Here is a 16,196-nt window from a genome sequence, read left to right on the forward strand (position 1 = left end):
GCGCGACCCGTCGGCGGGGCGGACCTCCGTCAGGATGCGGCGTCGCGCACGAGCGCCGTGTCGACGAACTGCTCGAAGCGCACGATGAGGCCGCCGCGCACGACGAAGTGGTGCGCGACCCGGGCGTCGAGCGCCTTGCCCGTGATGCCGTGCGTGGCCGTGTAGCGCGCGAGCACCACCACGTCCTCGCCCTCGACCACGTAGGTGTCGTCGTGGGCGACCCAGCCGACCCACTCGGCGCCGAGCTCCTCCATCACCGCGGAGGTGACGCCCGTGGGGGTGCGGTAGGTGCCGGCCAGGGGGAAGCCGGCCATCTCGGTCCACTCCACGTCGGGCGCGAGGGTGGCGCGCAGGGCCTCGAGGTCGCCCGCGGCGGAGGCGAGGTACTGCCGGCGGACGACGGCGCGCGGCGAGTCGTCGGTCGGGGTCAGCCCCATGACATCTCCCCCTTCGCGACCCGGGTGCCGAGGTGAGCGGCCACGCCGAGGCCGGCGTCCGGGTACCGGGCCTGGAGGATCCTCTCGGCCTCCTCCGCGGTGCCGCTCGCGGCGATCGCGGCCTCGAAGGCCGCGAGGTAGTCACGGGTGTGGCGGATCGCGCGCACGTCGGCGGGGAACGCCGGATCGCGGTGGCCGGCCACGACGAGCGTGGGGTCAAGGGCCTCGAGCCCGTCGAGGGCCGCCGACCAGGCCGCGCGCTGCTCGGGAGCCGCGGTGTCGGCCGTCCAGACGTGCAGGCCGCCGAAGACGAGGATCCCGCCGAGGATGGTGCGGCTGGCCGGGTCGAAGAGGTACCAGCCGCGGTCGGCCGGGTCGACCTCCGCGTGGCGCACCTCGAGCACGGCGTCGTCGATGGCGATGCGGTCGTCGTCGAAGGGCGTGAGCTCGACCTTGCGGGTGGGGAGGTTCGCGCCCAGGTGCGCCCAGGCCTGCAGCTTGCCCTCGTAGCTGTGGTCGATGTGCTCGATCACGGCGGCGGGGGCGACGAAGCGGGCCTCCGGGAACGCGTCCTGGATCACCTCGGCGCCGAAGTAGAAGTCGGGGTCGCCGGCACCGATGAAGACGGTCGTGAGCTCCTTGCCGGAGTCGAGCACGGCCGCCACGGCGCGGTGGCCGGCGGAGCGGGTGAAGCCGGCGTCGACGAGCACGGCCTCCGTGCTGCCGGTGACGAGGGTGAGGGTCTTCTCGAGGGCGGAGGAGCCCGAGTCGAGGATGGTGTAGTCGAGACTGGCGGGAGTCGCCTGCGTGGTGGTCATGCACCGATGTTGCCGCCCCCGGAAGTCGCCGTCACGGTCGTCGTGGCTGCCATCATGGTGGATATGGGACAGACGGCGATCAAGCGCGTGCGGTTCTCACTGCCCGGGCCCGGGCCGGCGATCGAGCTGACGGGCCTCCGCGAGATCATCCGCCGGGGCGGGCGCCGGGAGTTCGCCAGCACGCAGCGACTCGGCTTCGACATGGTCTACCTGCTCGAGCGCGGGAGCACCGTGCACGTGGTCGACTTCGTGCCGCATGAGCTCGGCATCGGCCACGCGCTCTGGGTGCGGGCCGGGCAGGTGCACCGCTGGGGCGACATCTCGACCCTCGAGGGCCGGGTAGCGATGTTCCCCGCGCACGTCATCCCGCCCGAGGTGCAGCGGGCGGTCACCGCTGCGGGGTACTCCGGCTCGGCGGGCAGCGTCCCCGCCTGGACCGCGGATCAGCTGCGGGATTCGGGGGCCGCGGACGCGTGGCGGGCGCTGCACGCGGACGACGCGGGGATCCGGGATCCGACCGCTCGGTCATTGGCGCGCGAGGCGGCGCTGTCCGCCGTGCTCCTCCGCCTGGCTGCGGCAGCGCCCGATGCTGCGGATCGCGCGCAGCACGCGAGCGCCGGCGGCCCGAGCACGGATCGCCACCGCGTCTTCGCGTCGTTCCAGGCCGAGGTGGATGCGCGCTTCCGCTCCGAGCGCCTGGTCGCCGACTACGCCGGCCGCCTGGGCTGGTCGACCAAGACGCTGGTGCGCGCGGCCGCCGAGCACGGCACCACGCCGAAGGCGGTCATCGACGACCGGATCGTCCTGGAGGCGCGGCGCCTCCTCGTGCACACGCAGCAGCCGGTGGCGGACATCGCCGCCGACCTGGGCTTCGACGACGCGTCGAACTTCTCCACGTTCTTCCGCCTGCGCGCAGGCGAGACGCCGGGCGGGTTCCGGGCAGGGGCGGCCTTCGGCGGGAGGTGAGCGAGTGGCGGGTCGGGCGTGGGCGCACCGCTCGCCTTTCTCGACCTCGCCGGCCGACGCACGTCCTATGAGGACGCCGGGCTCCAGGCATTCCACCCCGCGATGCTCCTGTCGATCTACACGCCCATGCGGCACGGCTTCCTCGCGGACACGAGTGGCCATAGACCGATGCTGATCGGTCGCGCACCGGCGGACGCCGTGCAGGTGGTGGCCGCCGCTGCCCACGAGGTCCGTTCACGCTGAACGCGGACGGACGCAGCCGAAGGGCTACTCCCCCGGCTGCCCCGCGTCGGTCACCGTCACGTCGGTGTGTACGAAGTTGAGGTGCGAGCGGGAGGCCGTGGGGCCGCGCTGGCCCTGGTAGCGGGAGGCGTACTCGCCGGATCCGTAGGGCTTCTCGGCGGGCGACGACAGGCGGAAGAAGCAGAGCTGGCCGATCTTCATCCCGGGCCAGAGCTTGATGGGCAGCGTCGCGACGTTGCTGAGCTCCAGGGTGACGTGGCCGGAGAACCCGGGGTCGATGAAGCCCGCGGTGGAGTGCGTGAGGAGGCCCAGGCGGCCGAGCGAGCTCTTGCCCTCGAGGCGCGCGGCGACGTCGTCGGGCAGCGTGACCAGCTCGAACGTGGATCCGAGGACGAACTCGCCCGGGTGCAGGATGAACGGCTCCCCCGGCTTCGACTCGATGAGGCGCGTGAGCTCGGGCTGGTCTTCGGCGGGGTCGATGTAGGGGTACTTGTGGTTGTCGAACAGCCGGAAGAAGCGGTCGATGCGCACGTCGATGCTCGCGGGCTGCAGCATCCCGGGGTCGTACGGATCGAGGGCCACTCGTCCGGCGTCGAGCTCGGCGGTGATGTCACGGTCGGAGAGGAGCACGGCAGGAGCCTACCGGCGCGGGGTGGCGCCCGGCCGGACTCTTGCTAGGCTGTGGTCTCGACCCGGCCCAAGGCCGGTCGCGCGAGTGTAGTTCAATGGTAGAACTTCAGCTTCCCAAGCTGATAGCGCGGGTTCGATTCCCGTCACTCGCTCCACAGAGCTTGACGCCAATCTGCGTAGGTAACCACTTTGACGTCGCGCACGTCGAGTCCCGCATCCGTCAGCACTTTTTTGCGTGTAGCCACGCTCACGGGGCCACAGTTTGTGGTGTAATTTCGCCATGAGCCTCGAAGGATTTGACGACGCCGCCTGGGCCGACGAGTCAGGGCTAGGCTCCGATATCCCCGGGCGTTTGCCATTCGCAAATGCAGTTGCCAGTCAAATTGATAGATGTTACCCAGGGCACCCCTCAACTGTTTTTGGCCTCGTCGGCTCCTGGGGCTCCGGTAAGACTCGTCTGCTTAGAGATATTGCGGGGCGCCTTACGCATTGGAAGGTCGTCCACTTTAGCCCCTGGTCGGCTGCTGATAGCGCAGCAGTCACGAAGGAATTCATTGCAGCCCTTTCATCCGCGTTTCCTAGAAAATCTCCGATCTATAAGCGGCTTGGATCGTACGCGCGATACGGTACGCCATTACTTCAAAGAGTGCCGGTCTTTGGAGGGGTACTTACCAAAGTTGTGGACAGCATATGGCTAAAGAATGACCAAAAACATTCGTGGCATGCGGACTACTCAGACATTGCGGCGCGCACCGAAGCCCAGGGCACTCGAGTCCTCGTCATAATTGACGATGTTGACCGGCTACAAAGCGACGAATTGTATGCTCTTTTAAGAGTGGTGCGCCTACTGGGCAGATTTAGAAACGTTCATTATCTTATGTCTTACGATGAGGACACACTCCGGCAGACGCTTGGAGAAAGCGAAAATGTCACGTCATCGTTCTTAGAGAAAATTGTACAGTATCCGTATGAGGTCCCGCCGATTGCTGTCGTCGAACGTCGTCGATGGAGCCAAGCGATGTGTGACGAGTTCGGGTCCTATATTCCAGATTCTGCGACAGGCTTCGCCGAAATGCAGAACCTACTCGTTCAACTATTAGCGGAGGCGCTGGAAACCCCAAGAGCAGCGGGTCGGCTGAATGCGCAACTCCGGACGACAAGACAGCTTGCCGCAGATGCAGAACTATTTGCGTACGACTTCATAGCTCTTAGCTTCATCAGACTGTCGCATCATGCGCTTTGGGACAACATTCGTCGCAATCACGCCATGTACAAGAACTGGGGGGATAAAAGTACCCCCGAGGCCGTGCAGGCGCGTTACGAACATATGTCTAAAATAGTCTCAGGGCCTAGACTCGCGCCCCTGGAAGCACTTGTTGGCTTTCTTTTCGACTCGGCACATGAACCGATTGGCGCTGTCATGAACCGTCGGATGCGCGATGAGAGATACTTTGAGAGATACTTTCATGTAAACATCGCCGATGACGATGTGAGCGAGGATCGAATATCTAATGCTCTTCAGTTTCTCCTCACCGGCGAATCAACGCGCCCGTCAGTACTCTATTTAAAAGACTCGGTATTGGGCGAAGACCAGAATCGAGCGCTGCTCTCCCTCGCCTACGCACGGCAATCATCTATGCCAGATCAAGTGACCAGCTTAGAACGCTTGCGTTATGTAGCCTATCTGCACACAATAATTGAACACCGGGAGAGTCGCAATGTAAACGTTTGGGCCTCTGTCGACCAGTGGCTGGCGGGGGAAATACATCGGGCTTTACGTACGCAGGACATAGAAATGCGGACTATTATTAGCACCGTCGGATACGAATCCGTAGTCGCTAGCGCGTACTGGGCCCGTCGCAACACTACCGAAGGCAAAGAAAGCGCTTCTCTATTGTACACGGGTGTATGCCTTGCCTGGCTAGAATAGGTCAAGCATCTTTCGCTGTCCCGCCTTCTCCAGCGTTCGGAGCTTTACGCTATTACTTCGTTGGCACACACCACAGACATCGCGCCACATTTTGAAGGCTTTTTGTCAGCGAAGGTCAGAAGCGTCCAAAATCTCATTGATGTAGCAATTCAATTCGTAACCGTAGGACAGTGGGTGGGTTCCGGCACGCGGTACGAGCCGGAATTGAACGTTGTGGATCTCAGGTTTGCCGTTTCGGACGAAGTTATCATTCGTCACCGAGAAAGCGTTAAGTCATTGCTGGGTGACGAAGCTAAAGAGACCGATCATATGTTTCAAAGCTACCCAACAGCCGATCAGATTCGCCGTGTTGCCATGCAGGGTCTAGGTCGCATTCGTGGAACTGATGAAACTTCTGAAGTCATTTGGTGACACGTAAGGGCAATTACTGCATTGTCAGGGCCCAATCGCGAGTCGCCGAGTTCACCCAATATCAATTGATCGCGCTGCTGACCTCCGCCAGCAACGACGCCATCCCCACCTCCGCCGTCGCCGCATCCCCATCCCGGATGGCATGGGCCACCTGCTCGTGCGTGTCGAGCGCATGCGGACGCGGCGTCCGCGGCATCAGCCCCTGGTGCGTGCGACCACTGAGGACCTCCGTGATCACCTCGCGGAGGGCGCAGAACATGTCGTTGCCGCTGGCCTCGAGGATCAGGTGGTGGAACTCGATGTCGGCGGCGAGGAAGTCGACGAGGGCGCCGGCCTCGCCGAGGCGGCGGAGATCCACCGCGAGTTCGGCGATGCGCGTGCGCTGAGCGGCAGTGGCATTGCGCGCGGCGAGTGACGCCGCGACCGGCTCGACCGCGCGGCGGAGCTGGGTGAGGGAGCGGAACTGGTCCGAGCGGCCGGGGCCGGTGAGGCGCCAGCGGATGATGCGCGGGTCGTAGACGTTCCAGCGGTCCGGGCCCTGCACCACGAGACCCACGCGGCGCTTCGGCACGAGGAGCGCCATCGCCTCGAGCACGCGCACGCAGTCGCGCACCACCGTGCGGGAGACGCCGAAGCGCTGCTGGAGGTCCTCGATGGTGAGGCGGGTGCCCTCCGCGAGCCGCCCGTCGACGATGTCGCGGCCGAGCTCCTCGATGATCCGCGTGGCCAGCACCGTGGCGGCGGGAAGCGCGCCGGCGGGTGCCGAGGGTGGGACTGACCGCGTCGTCATGGTCCTCTCCGGGTGCGCGTCGGCGGGCGTCCGACCGGTACAGCGTAGGTCGGTGCGGCCGAGCGAACGAACGCCTGCTGCGTGAAAGGTATTATCTTTCGTTGAGCGGTGATCCGTCACCGGCAGCGTCGACGAAGGAGTCAGCATGGCCGCACAGCCCCGCCACGTCGTGGTGATGGGGATCTCCGGATCCGGCAAGACCACGATCGCCACCGCCCTCGCCGAGCGGCTCGGCTGGACCTTCGCGGAGGCGGACGAGTTCCACCCCGAGGCGAACATCGCCAAGATGTCGGCCGGCACGCCCCTCACCGACGACGACCGCTGGCCGTGGCTCGAGGCCATGCGCGACTGGATGGGCGGCGAGGCCCGCGCCGGTCGCAGCACCGTCGTCACCTGCTCGGCCCTCAAGCGCGCCTACCGCGACATGCTCGACGGGGCGGAGGGCGACGTGCGCTTCGTGCACCTCTCGGGCGACACCGAGCTGATCCGCGAGCGCATGAAGACGCGCAGCGGCCACTTCATGCCGGCCTCGCTGCTGCCGTCGCAGATCAGCACGCTCGAGCCGCTCGACGCCGGCGAGCGCGGCCTGACGCTCGAGAACACCGGGACGCCCGACGAGGTCACGACCCGCATCGTCGACGAGCTCGGCCTCGTCGCGAGCTAGCGCCGCGCACCCCACCACCAGCCCGCACCACCACGGCACACCGCACGGTTCATCAACGGAGAGAACATGACCATCGAAGACTGGACGCAGACCCTCACCGCGGGTCCGCTCCTCCTGATCGCCGCGGGCGCCATCGCCGTCCTGCTGTTCCTGATCATCACGCTGCGCGTCCACGCGTTCGTGGCCCTGATCCTCGTGAGCCTCCTCACGGCGTTCGCCACCGGGATCCCGACCTCGCAGATCGTCACCGTGCTCGTCGGCAGCTTCGGCTCCACGCTCGGCACGGTCGCGCTGCTCGTGGGCCTCGGGGCGATGCTCGGCCGCCTCGTCGAGACCAGCGGCGGCGCGAAGACGCTGGCCGACACGCTGATCCGGATCTTCGGCGAGAAGCGCGCCCCGTTCGCGCTCGGGGTCGCGTCGCTGATCTTCGGCTTCCCGATCTTCTTCGACGCCGGGCTCGTCGTGATGCTGCCCATCGTCTTCTCGGTGGCCCGTCGCCTCGGCGGCGGCGTGCTCCGCTACGGCCTCCCCGCGGCCGGCGCCTTCTCGGTCATGCACATCTTCGTGCCGCCGCACCCCGGCCCCGTCGCGGCGTCCGAGTTCTTCGGCGCGAACGTCGGAATCGTGATCATCGTCGGCCTCATCGCCGCGATCCCCACCTGGTACGTCACCGCGTACCTCTTCGGTCTCTGGGTCGGCAAGAAGTTCGTGCTGCCGATCCCCTCGATCCTCGGCCAGGCCGACGAGCGCGCCGAGTCGAACCCGCCCAAGTTCGGCACCGTGCTCGCCGTGCTGCTGCTCCCGCTGCTCCTCATCTTCCTGAACACCGGCCTCAACGCGGCGTCGACCGGCGGGATCCTGCCCGAGGGCACGAGCGAACAGTCGTGGTTCCAGATCCTCCGCACCCTCGGCGAGACGCCCGTCGCGCTGCTGATCTCGCTGCTGTTCGCGGCGTTCCTGCTCGGCCGTCGCCGCGGGATCGACAAGACCGCGCTCGAGAAGACGCTCGAGTCGGCGCTCGGCCCGGTCTGCTCCGTGATCCTCATCACCGGCGCCGGCGGCATGTTCGGCGGCGTCCTCCGCACCAGCGGCATCGGGGACGCCCTCGCGGACGTGCTCGGCGACCTCGGCATCCCGATCATCCTGGCCGGGTTCCTCATCGCGGCGATCCTCCGCATCGCGCAAGGGTCGGCGACCGTCGCGCTCACCACGGCCGCGGGCCTCGTCTCCCCGGCGATCCTCGCGGGCGACTACAACGCGTTCCAGGTGGCGGCGCTCGTCGTGGCGGTGGCCGGCGGATCCGTGGTCGCGAGCCACGTGAACGACTCCGGCTTCTGGCTCGTCGGCCGCTTCTTCGAGATGGACGTGAAGACGACCCTCAAGACGTGGACGGTGATGGAGACCACCATCGGCGTCATGGGCTTCGCGATCGCGACGGCGGTGTTCGGGGTGGCGTCGCTCGTCTAGACGCGGCCCTCGCCGCTGGCACCGCTCCGGATCCACGTGTCGCCGACGCGGTCGAACAGGATCCGCGCATGCCGCCGGTCGGGCGAGCCCTGCCAGAACTCCACGTGCACAGGTCGGATGCGCCACAGCACCCAGTCGCCCGGGTCGACGTCGGCGCGCGCGGCCGCCGAGCGGGCAGCGAGATCGGCGGCGCTCTCCTCCGCCGTGGCCTCCTCGACGGATCCGCGCACCCGCACCGCCCGCACGATCGGCTGCCACCAGAACGCGAGCGCCGCGGCCGGTGCCGCCGCGAGCTGCGCGCCCTTCGCCGAGGAGCGCGTGCTGGCGAACGCCCAGCCGCGCGGGGAGACGTCCTTGAGGATCAGCGCGCGCGCGTCGGGCAGGCCGTCGGCGTCGACGGTCGCGAGCGTCGCGGCGTGCGGCTCGGGCACGCCCGCGTCGGCGGCCGCGGTGATCCACGCGCGGAAGAGGTCGTCGGGGTCGTCGGGCAGGTCGTCGAGGTCGACCGTCGGGGCGGATCCGGTCAGCGAGGGCTGGGCGCGGAGCCAGCGGGCGAAGTCGTCGGAGGTCATGGGTCCATCCTCGCGGGCGGGGGCGCGACGGGGGACGGATGCCCTCAGGTCCGATCGGTCGCCGGCTGGCACCTCGGGCACCACCACGCCCGCCGCCCGCGCTCGCTCGTGCCGCCCGGATCGTCGACGCCGATCACCGTCGTCCCGCAGCGCAGGCACGGGCGGCCCGCGCGGCCGACCACCCAGTGCGTGCGGCCTCGGCGGGGATCGCCCGTCGTGATCTGGTACGCCGCCGGCACCGTCGCCGAGCGCCGGAGCGAACGGGCGGCGAGGTCGACCAGCGGCGGGAGGTCCACGTCGCGGACCCGCGTCGCCGGATGCACGCCGCGCAGGAAGCCGACCTCGTTGACCCAGAGGTTGCCAAGGCCCGCCATGGGGCGCTGGTCGAGGAGGGCGGCACGGATCGTCTCGTCGGGCCGAGCCGCGAGACGGGACACGGCGAGCGCCGGATCCCAGTCGTCGCGCAGCGGGTCGGGCCCGAGGTGGCCGATGGCCGCGCGCTCGTCGCGGGTGGGGATCAGCTCGACCACCGGCAGGTCGATGCCCCAGAGGGTGCGGCCGTCGTCGAGGCGGAGGCGCACGCGCACCTGGTGCTGGATCCGCGCGGGCACGCGCTTGCCCGCGCCGGTGACCGTCCACGAGCCCTGCATGCGCAGGTGCGTGTGGAGGGTGGTGTCGTCGTCGAGCCGCATGAGCAGGTGCTTGCCGTGCGTGTCGAACCCGGTGATGCGCCTGCCGCCGAGCCGCGCACCCGCCCGCGCGCCGGACCGCAGCTCCCCGTCGGCGATGAGCGCCCCGCCGACCTGCGCCCGGAGGCGTGCCGCGAGGACGAAGACGGAGTCACCCTCGGGCATGGGTCGACGGTAGCGGGGGCCGCCGACAGGGACGGCTCAGGCGGCGGCTCAGGCGGGCGCGGGCGAGTACGAGCGCGGGAGGTCGCCGACGGTCGCCGCGTACCGCGACATGCGGCGGTGCTGCACGACCGCGAACGGCACCGTGCCGACCAGGGTGATGAGGCTTGCGAGGAAGAGGACGAGGATCCACCCGTCGATGTCGCCGCGGAGGAGGGTGGGGACGAAGATCCCGACCAGCAGCATCGCGGACTGACCCAACTGGAACGGCTGCAGCGTGCGGCTGTAGACAGCGAGCCGGGCAGCGCGCCACTCGAGCTCCGGCTCCAGCTCCTGGCCCTTGCCCACGGAACGCTGCGCGACCGCCTTCCGGTCCTCCTTCGACAGACCCGCTGTGATGGAGGATCCCGACAGCTGCGCCCCGACCGAGACGAACAGGCACGTGAGCGCCGGCGCGAGCAGCGAGAACTGGAGCACGAGGGCGACCGCCTGGGCGGTGTCCTGCGGCTCATACCGATCGAGCAGCAGCGTCCCGCCGAGGGTGACGACGAGCGCGACCACGAACACCAGGCCGATGAGGCGCCACTTGCGGCGGGCGGTGTCCGCGGTCCAGTCGAGGTCGATCGAGATGGCCGGGGCGTCCTCGGCGAGGCGCGCGCCCACACGGAGGATGGCGGCGGCCTGCGCGCGGAGCACCAGGATCCAGCTGGTGGCGGCCGTGGCGACGGCCGCCACCGCGAAGCCGAGCACCACGAGCAGGGAGACGCCCGCGACCAGCGACGCTACGGCGTGCACGACCACGGCGAGCGCGGTCATCCCGAGCCACACGATCACCCGCACCGGACGCCGGCGCGTCCCGGCGGATCGCTCGGGGTCCCGCCACGACTGCAGCTCCAGCAGGCCGAGCGCCGGGGCGAATGCGAGCGCGAGGAGGCCGGCGATCAGCTGCGGGAGGACGGCGACCGCGTCCACGTCGGAGACGACGGCCGCCTGGTAGAGGCCGAAGCCGTAGAGCGTGCCGAGCCCGAGGATCAGCAACACCAGGACGATCAGCAGGGCGATCCGGGCGCCGAGGCTCCCGGCCCGCGCAGCGTCGGTCGGGGTGGATCCGGGGTCCGTGCCGCGTCCGCTCATCCTCCGACCGTATCGGCCGGGCGACCAGCCACCCGACCCGCCACTGGCCCCCGTTCGCGCCCCGCCGTCCCTCCCCACGTGAACTCCCGCTGGATCCTCCGCGCATCCCCGCGCGCCCGCCGCCGCCGCCCGCGCGACAGGCCACACTCGACCCACGAACCCGAAGCCCGTCCCGACTGCCGCACGCCACCGCGGCGAAGGAGCCCCATGAAGATCACCGGCCGCACCGTCCTCATCACCGGCAGCACCTCCGGCATCGGGCGCGGGCTCGCCGAGCGGTTCCACGCCGCGGGCAACCGCGTCGTCATCGCGGGCCGCCGCCGGGAGCTGCTCGACGAGATCACCGCGCAGCACGACGGCATGGCCTCTGTCGTGCTCGACGTCGCCGACCCCGCGTCCATCACGGCCGCGCGCGACGAGCTCGCCGCGAGCCACCCCGACCTCGACGTCGTGATCACCACGGCTGGCATCATGCAGGCCGAGGACCTCCGGGATCCCGCGCACCAGCCCACCGCCGAGGCCGTCGTCACGACCAACCTCCTCGGCACCATCCGCACGATCGACGCGTTCCTGCCCGGCCTCCTCGCGAGCGACGAGGCCACCCTGATGACCGTGTCGTCGGGCCTCGCGTTCGTCCCGCTGCCAGCCACGCCCACCTACTGCGCCACCAAGGCCGCCGTGCACTCGTACACGCAGAGCCTCCGCGCGCAGCTCGTCGGCACGTCCGTCGAGGTGGTCGAGCTGGTGCCGCCCAAGGTGCAGACCGCGCTCATGCCCGGCCAGGCCGAGGCGGCCGACGCCATGCCGCTCGAGGACTTCCTCGACGAGGTGATGGGGATCCTGCAGGCGCGCCCGGAGGACGAGGAGATCCTCGTGCAGGACGTCCACGGCCTCCGCTTCGCCGAGCGCGACTGCCGCCACGACGAGATGCTCGCGCTGCTCAGCGGGCACTGATCCGCCGGGCCGCCGGCCGCACCGGTCGGCCACGTACACCCGCGCCTAGGCTCGATCCATGTCGACGACGATGCCGCCCGCCCCCGCCCGCACGCCCGACCCGGAGCCGACTGACGACGCCGCCCGCCCCATCCGCTTCGGCGTGATCGGCGCCGCCGGCATCGCGACCTCGGTCGTCCCCGACATGCTGCTCGTCCCCGGCGTCGAGGTCGTGGCCGTGCACTCCCGCACCCGCGCGAGCTCCGAGGCGCTGGCCGAGGAGCACGGCATCGCGCGGATCCACGACACCCTCGACGCGCTCCTCGCCGACCCCGAGGTGGACGCCGTCTACGTCGCCACCCCGCACACCCTCCACCGGTCGCAGGCCGAGGCAGCCCTCCGCGCCGGCAAGCACGTCGTCTGCGAGAAGCCCGCCACCACCACGGCGGAGGACACCCGCGCGCTCGTCGACCTCGCCCGCGCGGAAGGCCTGCTGTTCCTCGAGGCGCTCTGGATGGCGTTCTCCCCCGGCTACCTGGCCGTCCGGCAGGCGATCGCGGACGGCCGCATCGGGGATCCGCGCGCCATCTCCGTCGCCTTCGGATTCGTCACCGACGGGACGGGCCGACTCTGGGACCCGGAGGTCGGCGGCGGCACGCTGCTCGACATGGGCGTGTACCCGCTCGCCTTCGCGCATGGCCTGTTCGGCACGCCGTCGTCCGTCTCCGCTGTCGGCACGGTGATCGACGGCGTCGTCGACACCGAGGTCGCGATCCTGCTCGGCTGGCCCGACGGCCGCCAGGCCACGCTCGCCTGCTCGCTCGTCGCCGCGCTCCCCACGGGCGCCACCGTCAGCGGCACGGCCGGCCGCATCGAGGTGGATCCGCTGTTCCTCGCCTCCCGCGCGCTCACGGTCGTGCCCGCCGACGGGGATCCGGAGCGGCAGGAGCACGCGATCGAGGGCCGCGGCTACGTCCCCATGTTCCGGGCGGCCCGGGATGCGATCCGCGCGGGCGCCGTCGAGTGCGCCCAGATGCCGCACGCGGAGTCCGTCGCCTTGGCGGAGCTGATGGACGGGATCCTCGCGGACATCGGCGCGCGCTGACCGGCGCCCGAGGCGCACGTCCGGGGAGCCGTCAGAAGACGGTCGTTAGGGTCGATGGCGAGGCTCGCGCCTCCGCCCTGCGGCACGTCGACGGAGACGATCCGACCCGGAACGACCCCGAAGGAGAACACCATGACGCACGTCCTCGTGCTCGTCGGCAGCCTGCGCTCAGGCTCCACCAACCAGCAGATCGCCGAGGCGGCGGTGCGCCACGCCCCCGACGGCGTCACGCTCGACATCCACGCCGGCCTCGACCGGCTCCCCTTCTACAACGAGGACATCGACGTCGAGGGATCCGTGCCCGCCGCCGCCGTGGCCTTCCGCGACGCGATCGCCGCGGCCGACGCGCTCCTCGTGGTCACCCCCGAGTACAACGGCACGATGCCCGCGGTGCTGAAGAACGCCATCGACTGGGCCTCGCGCCCGTTCGGCGCGTCCGCCCTCGCCGGGAAGCCGACCGCGGTGATCGGCAGCGCCTTCGGCCAGTACGGCGGCGTGTGGGCGCAGGACGAGGCGCGCAAGTCGCTCGGCATCGCCGGCGCGCACGTGCTTGAGGACGTCAAGATGGCCGTCCCCGAGTCGGTGATCCGCTTCGCCGAGCGCCACCCAGCGGACGACGCCGAGGTCGTGGCGCAGCTCCGCGAGGTGCTCGGCGCCGTGCGCTCCTCGGCGACGGCCGCCTGAGCCGACCCACCGACCGGGCAGCACGCCCGCGCACGACGACGGCCGCGCCCCCGAGGGGACGCGGCCGTCGTCGTGCGCCAGAGAGGCTACGGCTTCAGCACCACCTTGATGCAGCCGTCCTCCTTCTTCTGGAAGATCTCGTACATGTGCGCGGCCTCGCTGAGCGGCACGGAGTGCGTGACGAGGTCCATGACGCCGAGCGGGTCGGACGGGTCCTCGACGAGGGGCAGCAGGTCCTCGATCCAGTGCTGGACGTTGCACTGGCCCATGCGGATCGCGATCTGCTTGTCGAAGAGCGACTTCATGGGCAGCGGGTCGGCCTCGCCGCCGTAGACGCCGGAGATGGAGACGGTGCCGCCGCGGCGGACCGCGTCGAACGCCGTGTGCAGCGCCGCGAGGCGGTCGACGCTCGCGACGTCCATGACCTTCTTCGCGATGCCGTCGGGCAGGAGGCCCGCGGCCTTCTGCGCGAACGAGGCGACGGGGCTGCCGTGCGCCTCCATGCCGACGGCCTCGACCATCGCGTCGGGTCCGCGGCCGTCGACCATCTCGCGCAGCTTGTCGGCCACGTCGTCGGTGAGGTCGAGGGTCTCGATGCCGTGGCGCTCGGCCATGGCGCGGCGCTCGGGGACCGGGTCCACCGCGATGACGCGGTAGCCGAGGTGCTTGCCGATGCGGGCCGCGAACTGGCCGACCGGGCCGAGGCCCATGACGCCGAGCGTGCCGCCCTCGGGCACGTTCGCGTACTGCACGCCCTGCCATGCGGTGGGGAGGATGTCGCTGAGGAAGAGGTAGCGCTCGTCGGGGAGCTCGCTGTTCACGACGATCGCGTTGACGTCGGCGAGCGGCATGCGGAGGCGCTCGGCCTGGCCGCCGGGGATGGATCCGTACATCTCGCTGAAGCCGTAGAGCGCGGCGCCGCTGCCCTGCGCCTTGACCTGCGTGGTCTCGCACTGCGTGAACAGGCCCTTGTCGCACATGAAGCAGTCGTGGCACGCGATGACGAACGGGACGACGACGCGGTCGCCGACCTTGAGCTTCGTGACGGCGCTGCCGACCTGCTCGACGACGCCCATGTTCTCGTGGCCGAGCACGTCGTCCTTCTCGAGGAACGGGCCGAAGACCTCGTAGAGGTGGAGGTCGGATCCGCAGATCGCGGTCGACGTGATGCGGATCACCGCGTCGGTGTCCTGCTCGATCACGGGGTCGGCGACCTCCTTGACCTCGACGTCGTGGATGCCCTGCCAGGTGAGTGCCTTCATCGTGCTCCTTCGTCCTCGGGCGCGGATCCTCGTGAGACGCGCGCTCCTCCACACAACGCCCTCGCGGGCTGTCCGCCAAGCGAAGGTCAGGCCGCGTCCAGGCAGCGGGGACATCCGGGCGCGCCGACGGGTGAGCTGCGAGGGCGCGGACGTCGGCCGCTCAGACGATCCGCCCCGGGGAGTCGGTCGTCCACGACACGACCGCACCGGGGCGGATCTGGAGGGCCGGTGATGACGGTCCGGACTGCATAGGAGGACTCTCGACAACCCTCAAGCGCCCGAGCCCGCGACGGCCTCGTGGCCGCAGTCTGCTCCTCGCGTGAGGAAATGAGAAGAGCACGGATGCGTCACCCGGCGGATGGCCAGGTGCGGGGCTCAGATCTCCCAGCCGCGAGCGCGCTGCGCGACGCGCAGGGCATCGGCGGCCTCGAGCTCGTCGCAGGGCATGAGGTCCCAGCGGATGCCGTCGTCGGAGATCCAGTGGAGGTCGGTGAGCGCGACCGCCAGGTCCTCGATGTAGAGGGCGACGGTGCCGTCCGGCTCGCGGATCTCGTCCCCGGTCATGGACCAGCCGAAGTAGCCCGCCACGAACCGGGCCTGCTCGGTGGGGCTGCGGCCGGGGCCCGCGGGTCGCGGCGGAAGGGTCTCGCTCGCGGAGGACTGGACCGGATCACCCATGTCGTCGGTGCCGGTGTCCTGCATCGCGTCCCTCTCATCGGGCGACGCCCCCGCGTGACCCGCTCCCACGATGCCAGGCGCCACGGATACGCCCGAATGCGAAGCCGGGGGTTGACACGGGAAGGCGAGCCGGACTACCAGCGGGTGCGCGGACCCCTGCCGCCGTGCGGGGTCAGCGCGCGTCGTCGCGCGGCTCGTCCTCGGGTGGCTCTCGCATGATGAGCAGGCCGCCGGGGCTGTTCGCCGTGGTCATGAGGGCGTCCACCCACTTGCGGTTGATGGGCGGCACGCGGCTGCCGTGGTACTTGAACACCAGCGGCAGCGAGTTGTGCATCCAGATGGTCGTGCGCCCGTCGCCCACCTCCACGTCGTCGCGCCAGGAGAAGTAGAAGTTCTCCCCGCGGCGCAGCTTCGCGCCGATGACGAGCTGCAGGTGAGCGAGAAGGCGGTCATCGAACTCCGCCGTCAGCGTCGAGTCGTACTTGAACGTCCCCATGATCGATCCCGTGTTCCCCTCATGAGCTCTCGGGCCCCGCGCCGACGGAGAGGGGGCCAGAGAGCGGCGCTGAGCTTCGGCCGTGCCCACCCACTATGCCAGCGTTGTCGGCTGGGATCGCCTCG

At 69.7% G+C, this 16,196-nt stretch carries 19 protein-coding genes and 1 tRNA gene; 10 read left to right on the forward strand and 10 right to left on the reverse strand.

Features of this window, described 5'->3' with window-relative positions; translation table 11 throughout:
* Positions 1 to 29 precede the first annotated feature (29 nt).
* Together NL142_RS15290 and NL142_RS15295 are read right to left on the reverse strand one after the other, a co-directional pair.
* On the reverse strand, positions 30 to 437 hold the full coding sequence (locus NL142_RS15290) for a nuclear transport factor 2 family protein (protein WP_435080383.1): 408 nt from the start codon (positions 435 to 437) through the stop codon (positions 30 to 32).
* The gene (locus NL142_RS15295; protein WP_435080384.1) at positions 428 to 1,255 is read right to left on the reverse strand and encodes an MBL fold metallo-hydrolase; all 828 of its coding nucleotides are present in this window, start codon (positions 1,253 to 1,255) and stop codon (positions 428 to 430) included. Before NL142_RS15295 ends, NL142_RS15290 begins: the two co-directional genes overlap by 10 nt.
* Positions 1,256 to 1,318: 63 nt before the next feature.
* Here NL142_RS15295 and NL142_RS15300 point away from each other — a divergent pair, with 63 nt between their 5' ends.
* Positions 1,319 to 2,221: an AraC family transcriptional regulator gene (locus NL142_RS15300; RefSeq protein ID WP_435080385.1), complete on the forward strand. Its 903-nt coding sequence runs from the start codon at positions 1,319 to 1,321 to the stop codon at positions 2,219 to 2,221.
* Between the two features lie 18 nt (positions 2,222 to 2,239).
* Positions 2,240 to 2,464 (forward strand): hypothetical protein, encoded by a 225-nt coding sequence (locus tag NL142_RS15305; protein WP_435080386.1) that lies wholly within the window; start codon positions 2,240 to 2,242, stop codon positions 2,462 to 2,464.
* Between the two features lie 24 nt (positions 2,465 to 2,488).
* Here the strand turns inward: NL142_RS15305 and dcd are convergent, their stop codons facing one another.
* Positions 2,489 to 3,094 (reverse strand): dCTP deaminase, encoded by a 606-nt coding sequence (gene dcd / locus NL142_RS15310; protein ID WP_435080387.1) that lies wholly within the window; start codon positions 3,092 to 3,094, stop codon positions 2,489 to 2,491.
* An 81-nt stretch (positions 3,095 to 3,175) separates the two neighbouring features.
* Between dcd and NL142_RS15315 the strand changes: the two genes are divergently transcribed.
* The 3 genes from NL142_RS15315 (at position 3,176) to NL142_RS15325 (ending at position 5,435) form a co-directional block, all read left to right on the forward strand.
* Positions 3,176 to 3,249, forward strand: a tRNA-Gly gene (locus NL142_RS15315).
* A 125-nt stretch (positions 3,250 to 3,374) separates the two neighbouring features.
* Positions 3,375 to 5,024: a KAP family P-loop NTPase fold protein gene (locus NL142_RS15320; protein WP_435080388.1), complete on the forward strand. Its 1,650-nt coding sequence runs from the start codon at positions 3,375 to 3,377 to the stop codon at positions 5,022 to 5,024.
* Positions 5,025 to 5,084: 60 nt separating this feature from the next.
* The gene (locus tag NL142_RS15325) at positions 5,085 to 5,435 is read left to right on the forward strand and encodes a hypothetical protein (protein WP_435080389.1); all 351 of its coding nucleotides are present in this window, start codon (positions 5,085 to 5,087) and stop codon (positions 5,433 to 5,435) included.
* A gap of 61 nt (positions 5,436 to 5,496) precedes the next feature.
* Here NL142_RS15325 and NL142_RS15330 read toward each other — a convergent pair whose 3' ends face one another.
* On the reverse strand, positions 5,497 to 6,225 hold the full coding sequence (locus NL142_RS15330) for a FadR/GntR family transcriptional regulator (protein WP_435080390.1): 729 nt from the start codon (positions 6,223 to 6,225) through the stop codon (positions 5,497 to 5,499).
* 145 nt (positions 6,226 to 6,370) lie between these two features.
* Between NL142_RS15330 and NL142_RS15335 the strand changes: the two genes are divergently transcribed.
* Both NL142_RS15335 and NL142_RS15340 read left to right on the forward strand, forming a co-directional pair.
* Entirely contained in the window at positions 6,371 to 6,889 is a 519-nt protein-coding gene (locus NL142_RS15335; protein ID WP_435080391.1) for a gluconokinase, read from the forward strand.
* A 66-nt stretch (positions 6,890 to 6,955) separates the two neighbouring features.
* Positions 6,956 to 8,356 (forward strand): GntP family permease, encoded by a 1,401-nt coding sequence (locus tag NL142_RS15340; protein ID WP_435080392.1) that lies wholly within the window; start codon positions 6,956 to 6,958, stop codon positions 8,354 to 8,356.
* Here the strand turns inward: NL142_RS15340 and NL142_RS15345 are convergent.
* From NL142_RS15345 to NL142_RS15355, 3 genes are read right to left on the reverse strand one after another with little or no spacing between them, the layout of a single operon-like run.
* Complete coding sequence (locus tag NL142_RS15345; protein WP_435080393.1) at positions 8,353 to 8,928, reverse strand: pyridoxamine 5'-phosphate oxidase family protein; 576 nt, start codon at positions 8,926 to 8,928, stop codon at positions 8,353 to 8,355. The genes NL142_RS15340 and NL142_RS15345 overlap by 4 nt on opposite strands.
* 44 nt (positions 8,929 to 8,972) lie before the next feature.
* Positions 8,973 to 9,782, reverse strand: a complete 810-nt coding sequence (locus NL142_RS15350; RefSeq protein ID WP_435080394.1) for a DNA-formamidopyrimidine glycosylase family protein — start codon at positions 9,780 to 9,782, stop codon at positions 8,973 to 8,975.
* A 48-nt stretch (positions 9,783 to 9,830) separates the two neighbouring features.
* Positions 9,831 to 10,913: a hypothetical protein gene (locus NL142_RS15355; RefSeq protein WP_435080395.1), complete on the reverse strand. Its 1,083-nt coding sequence runs from the start codon at positions 10,911 to 10,913 to the stop codon at positions 9,831 to 9,833.
* A 207-nt stretch (positions 10,914 to 11,120) separates the two neighbouring features.
* On the opposite strand from NL142_RS15355, the gene NL142_RS15360 reads away from it, so the two are divergent.
* From NL142_RS15360 to NL142_RS15370, 3 genes are all read left to right on the forward strand, one after another.
* Positions 11,121 to 11,867, forward strand: coding sequence for an SDR family oxidoreductase (locus NL142_RS15360; RefSeq protein WP_435080396.1), 747 nt, complete (start codon positions 11,121 to 11,123; stop codon positions 11,865 to 11,867).
* Positions 11,868 to 11,925: 58 nt separating this feature from the next.
* A complete protein-coding gene (locus tag NL142_RS15365; protein WP_435080397.1) occupies positions 11,926 to 12,951 on the forward strand; it encodes a Gfo/Idh/MocA family protein in 1,026 nt (341 codons plus the stop codon).
* A gap of 132 nt (positions 12,952 to 13,083) precedes the next feature.
* Entirely contained in the window at positions 13,084 to 13,635 is a 552-nt protein-coding gene (locus NL142_RS15370; RefSeq protein WP_435080398.1) for an NAD(P)H-dependent oxidoreductase, read from the forward strand.
* A gap of 86 nt (positions 13,636 to 13,721) precedes the next feature.
* Here the strand turns inward: NL142_RS15370 and NL142_RS15375 are convergent, their stop codons facing one another.
* The 3 genes from NL142_RS15375 to NL142_RS15385 all read right to left on the reverse strand — a co-directional run bounded on the left by NL142_RS15375 (position 13,722) and on the right by NL142_RS15385 (position 16,071).
* Positions 13,722 to 14,897 (reverse strand): zinc-dependent alcohol dehydrogenase, encoded by a 1,176-nt coding sequence (locus tag NL142_RS15375; RefSeq protein ID WP_435080399.1) that lies wholly within the window; start codon positions 14,895 to 14,897, stop codon positions 13,722 to 13,724.
* 375 nt (positions 14,898 to 15,272) lie between these two features.
* Positions 15,273 to 15,599 carry a hypothetical protein gene (locus NL142_RS15380; protein ID WP_435080400.1) on the reverse strand — a complete coding sequence of 109 codons (327 nt, stop codon included), beginning with the start codon at positions 15,597 to 15,599 and terminating at the stop codon, positions 15,273 to 15,275.
* 148 nt (positions 15,600 to 15,747) lie between these two features.
* On the reverse strand, positions 15,748 to 16,071 hold the full coding sequence (locus NL142_RS15385; RefSeq protein WP_012039605.1) for a DUF7882 family protein: 324 nt from the start codon (positions 16,069 to 16,071) through the stop codon (positions 15,748 to 15,750).
* Positions 16,072 to 16,196 lie beyond the last annotated feature (125 nt).

This window comes from Clavibacter quasicaliforniensis, assembly GCF_051201715.1.
Taxonomy (GTDB): Bacteria; Actinomycetota; Actinomycetes; order Actinomycetales; family Microbacteriaceae; genus Clavibacter; species Clavibacter seminis.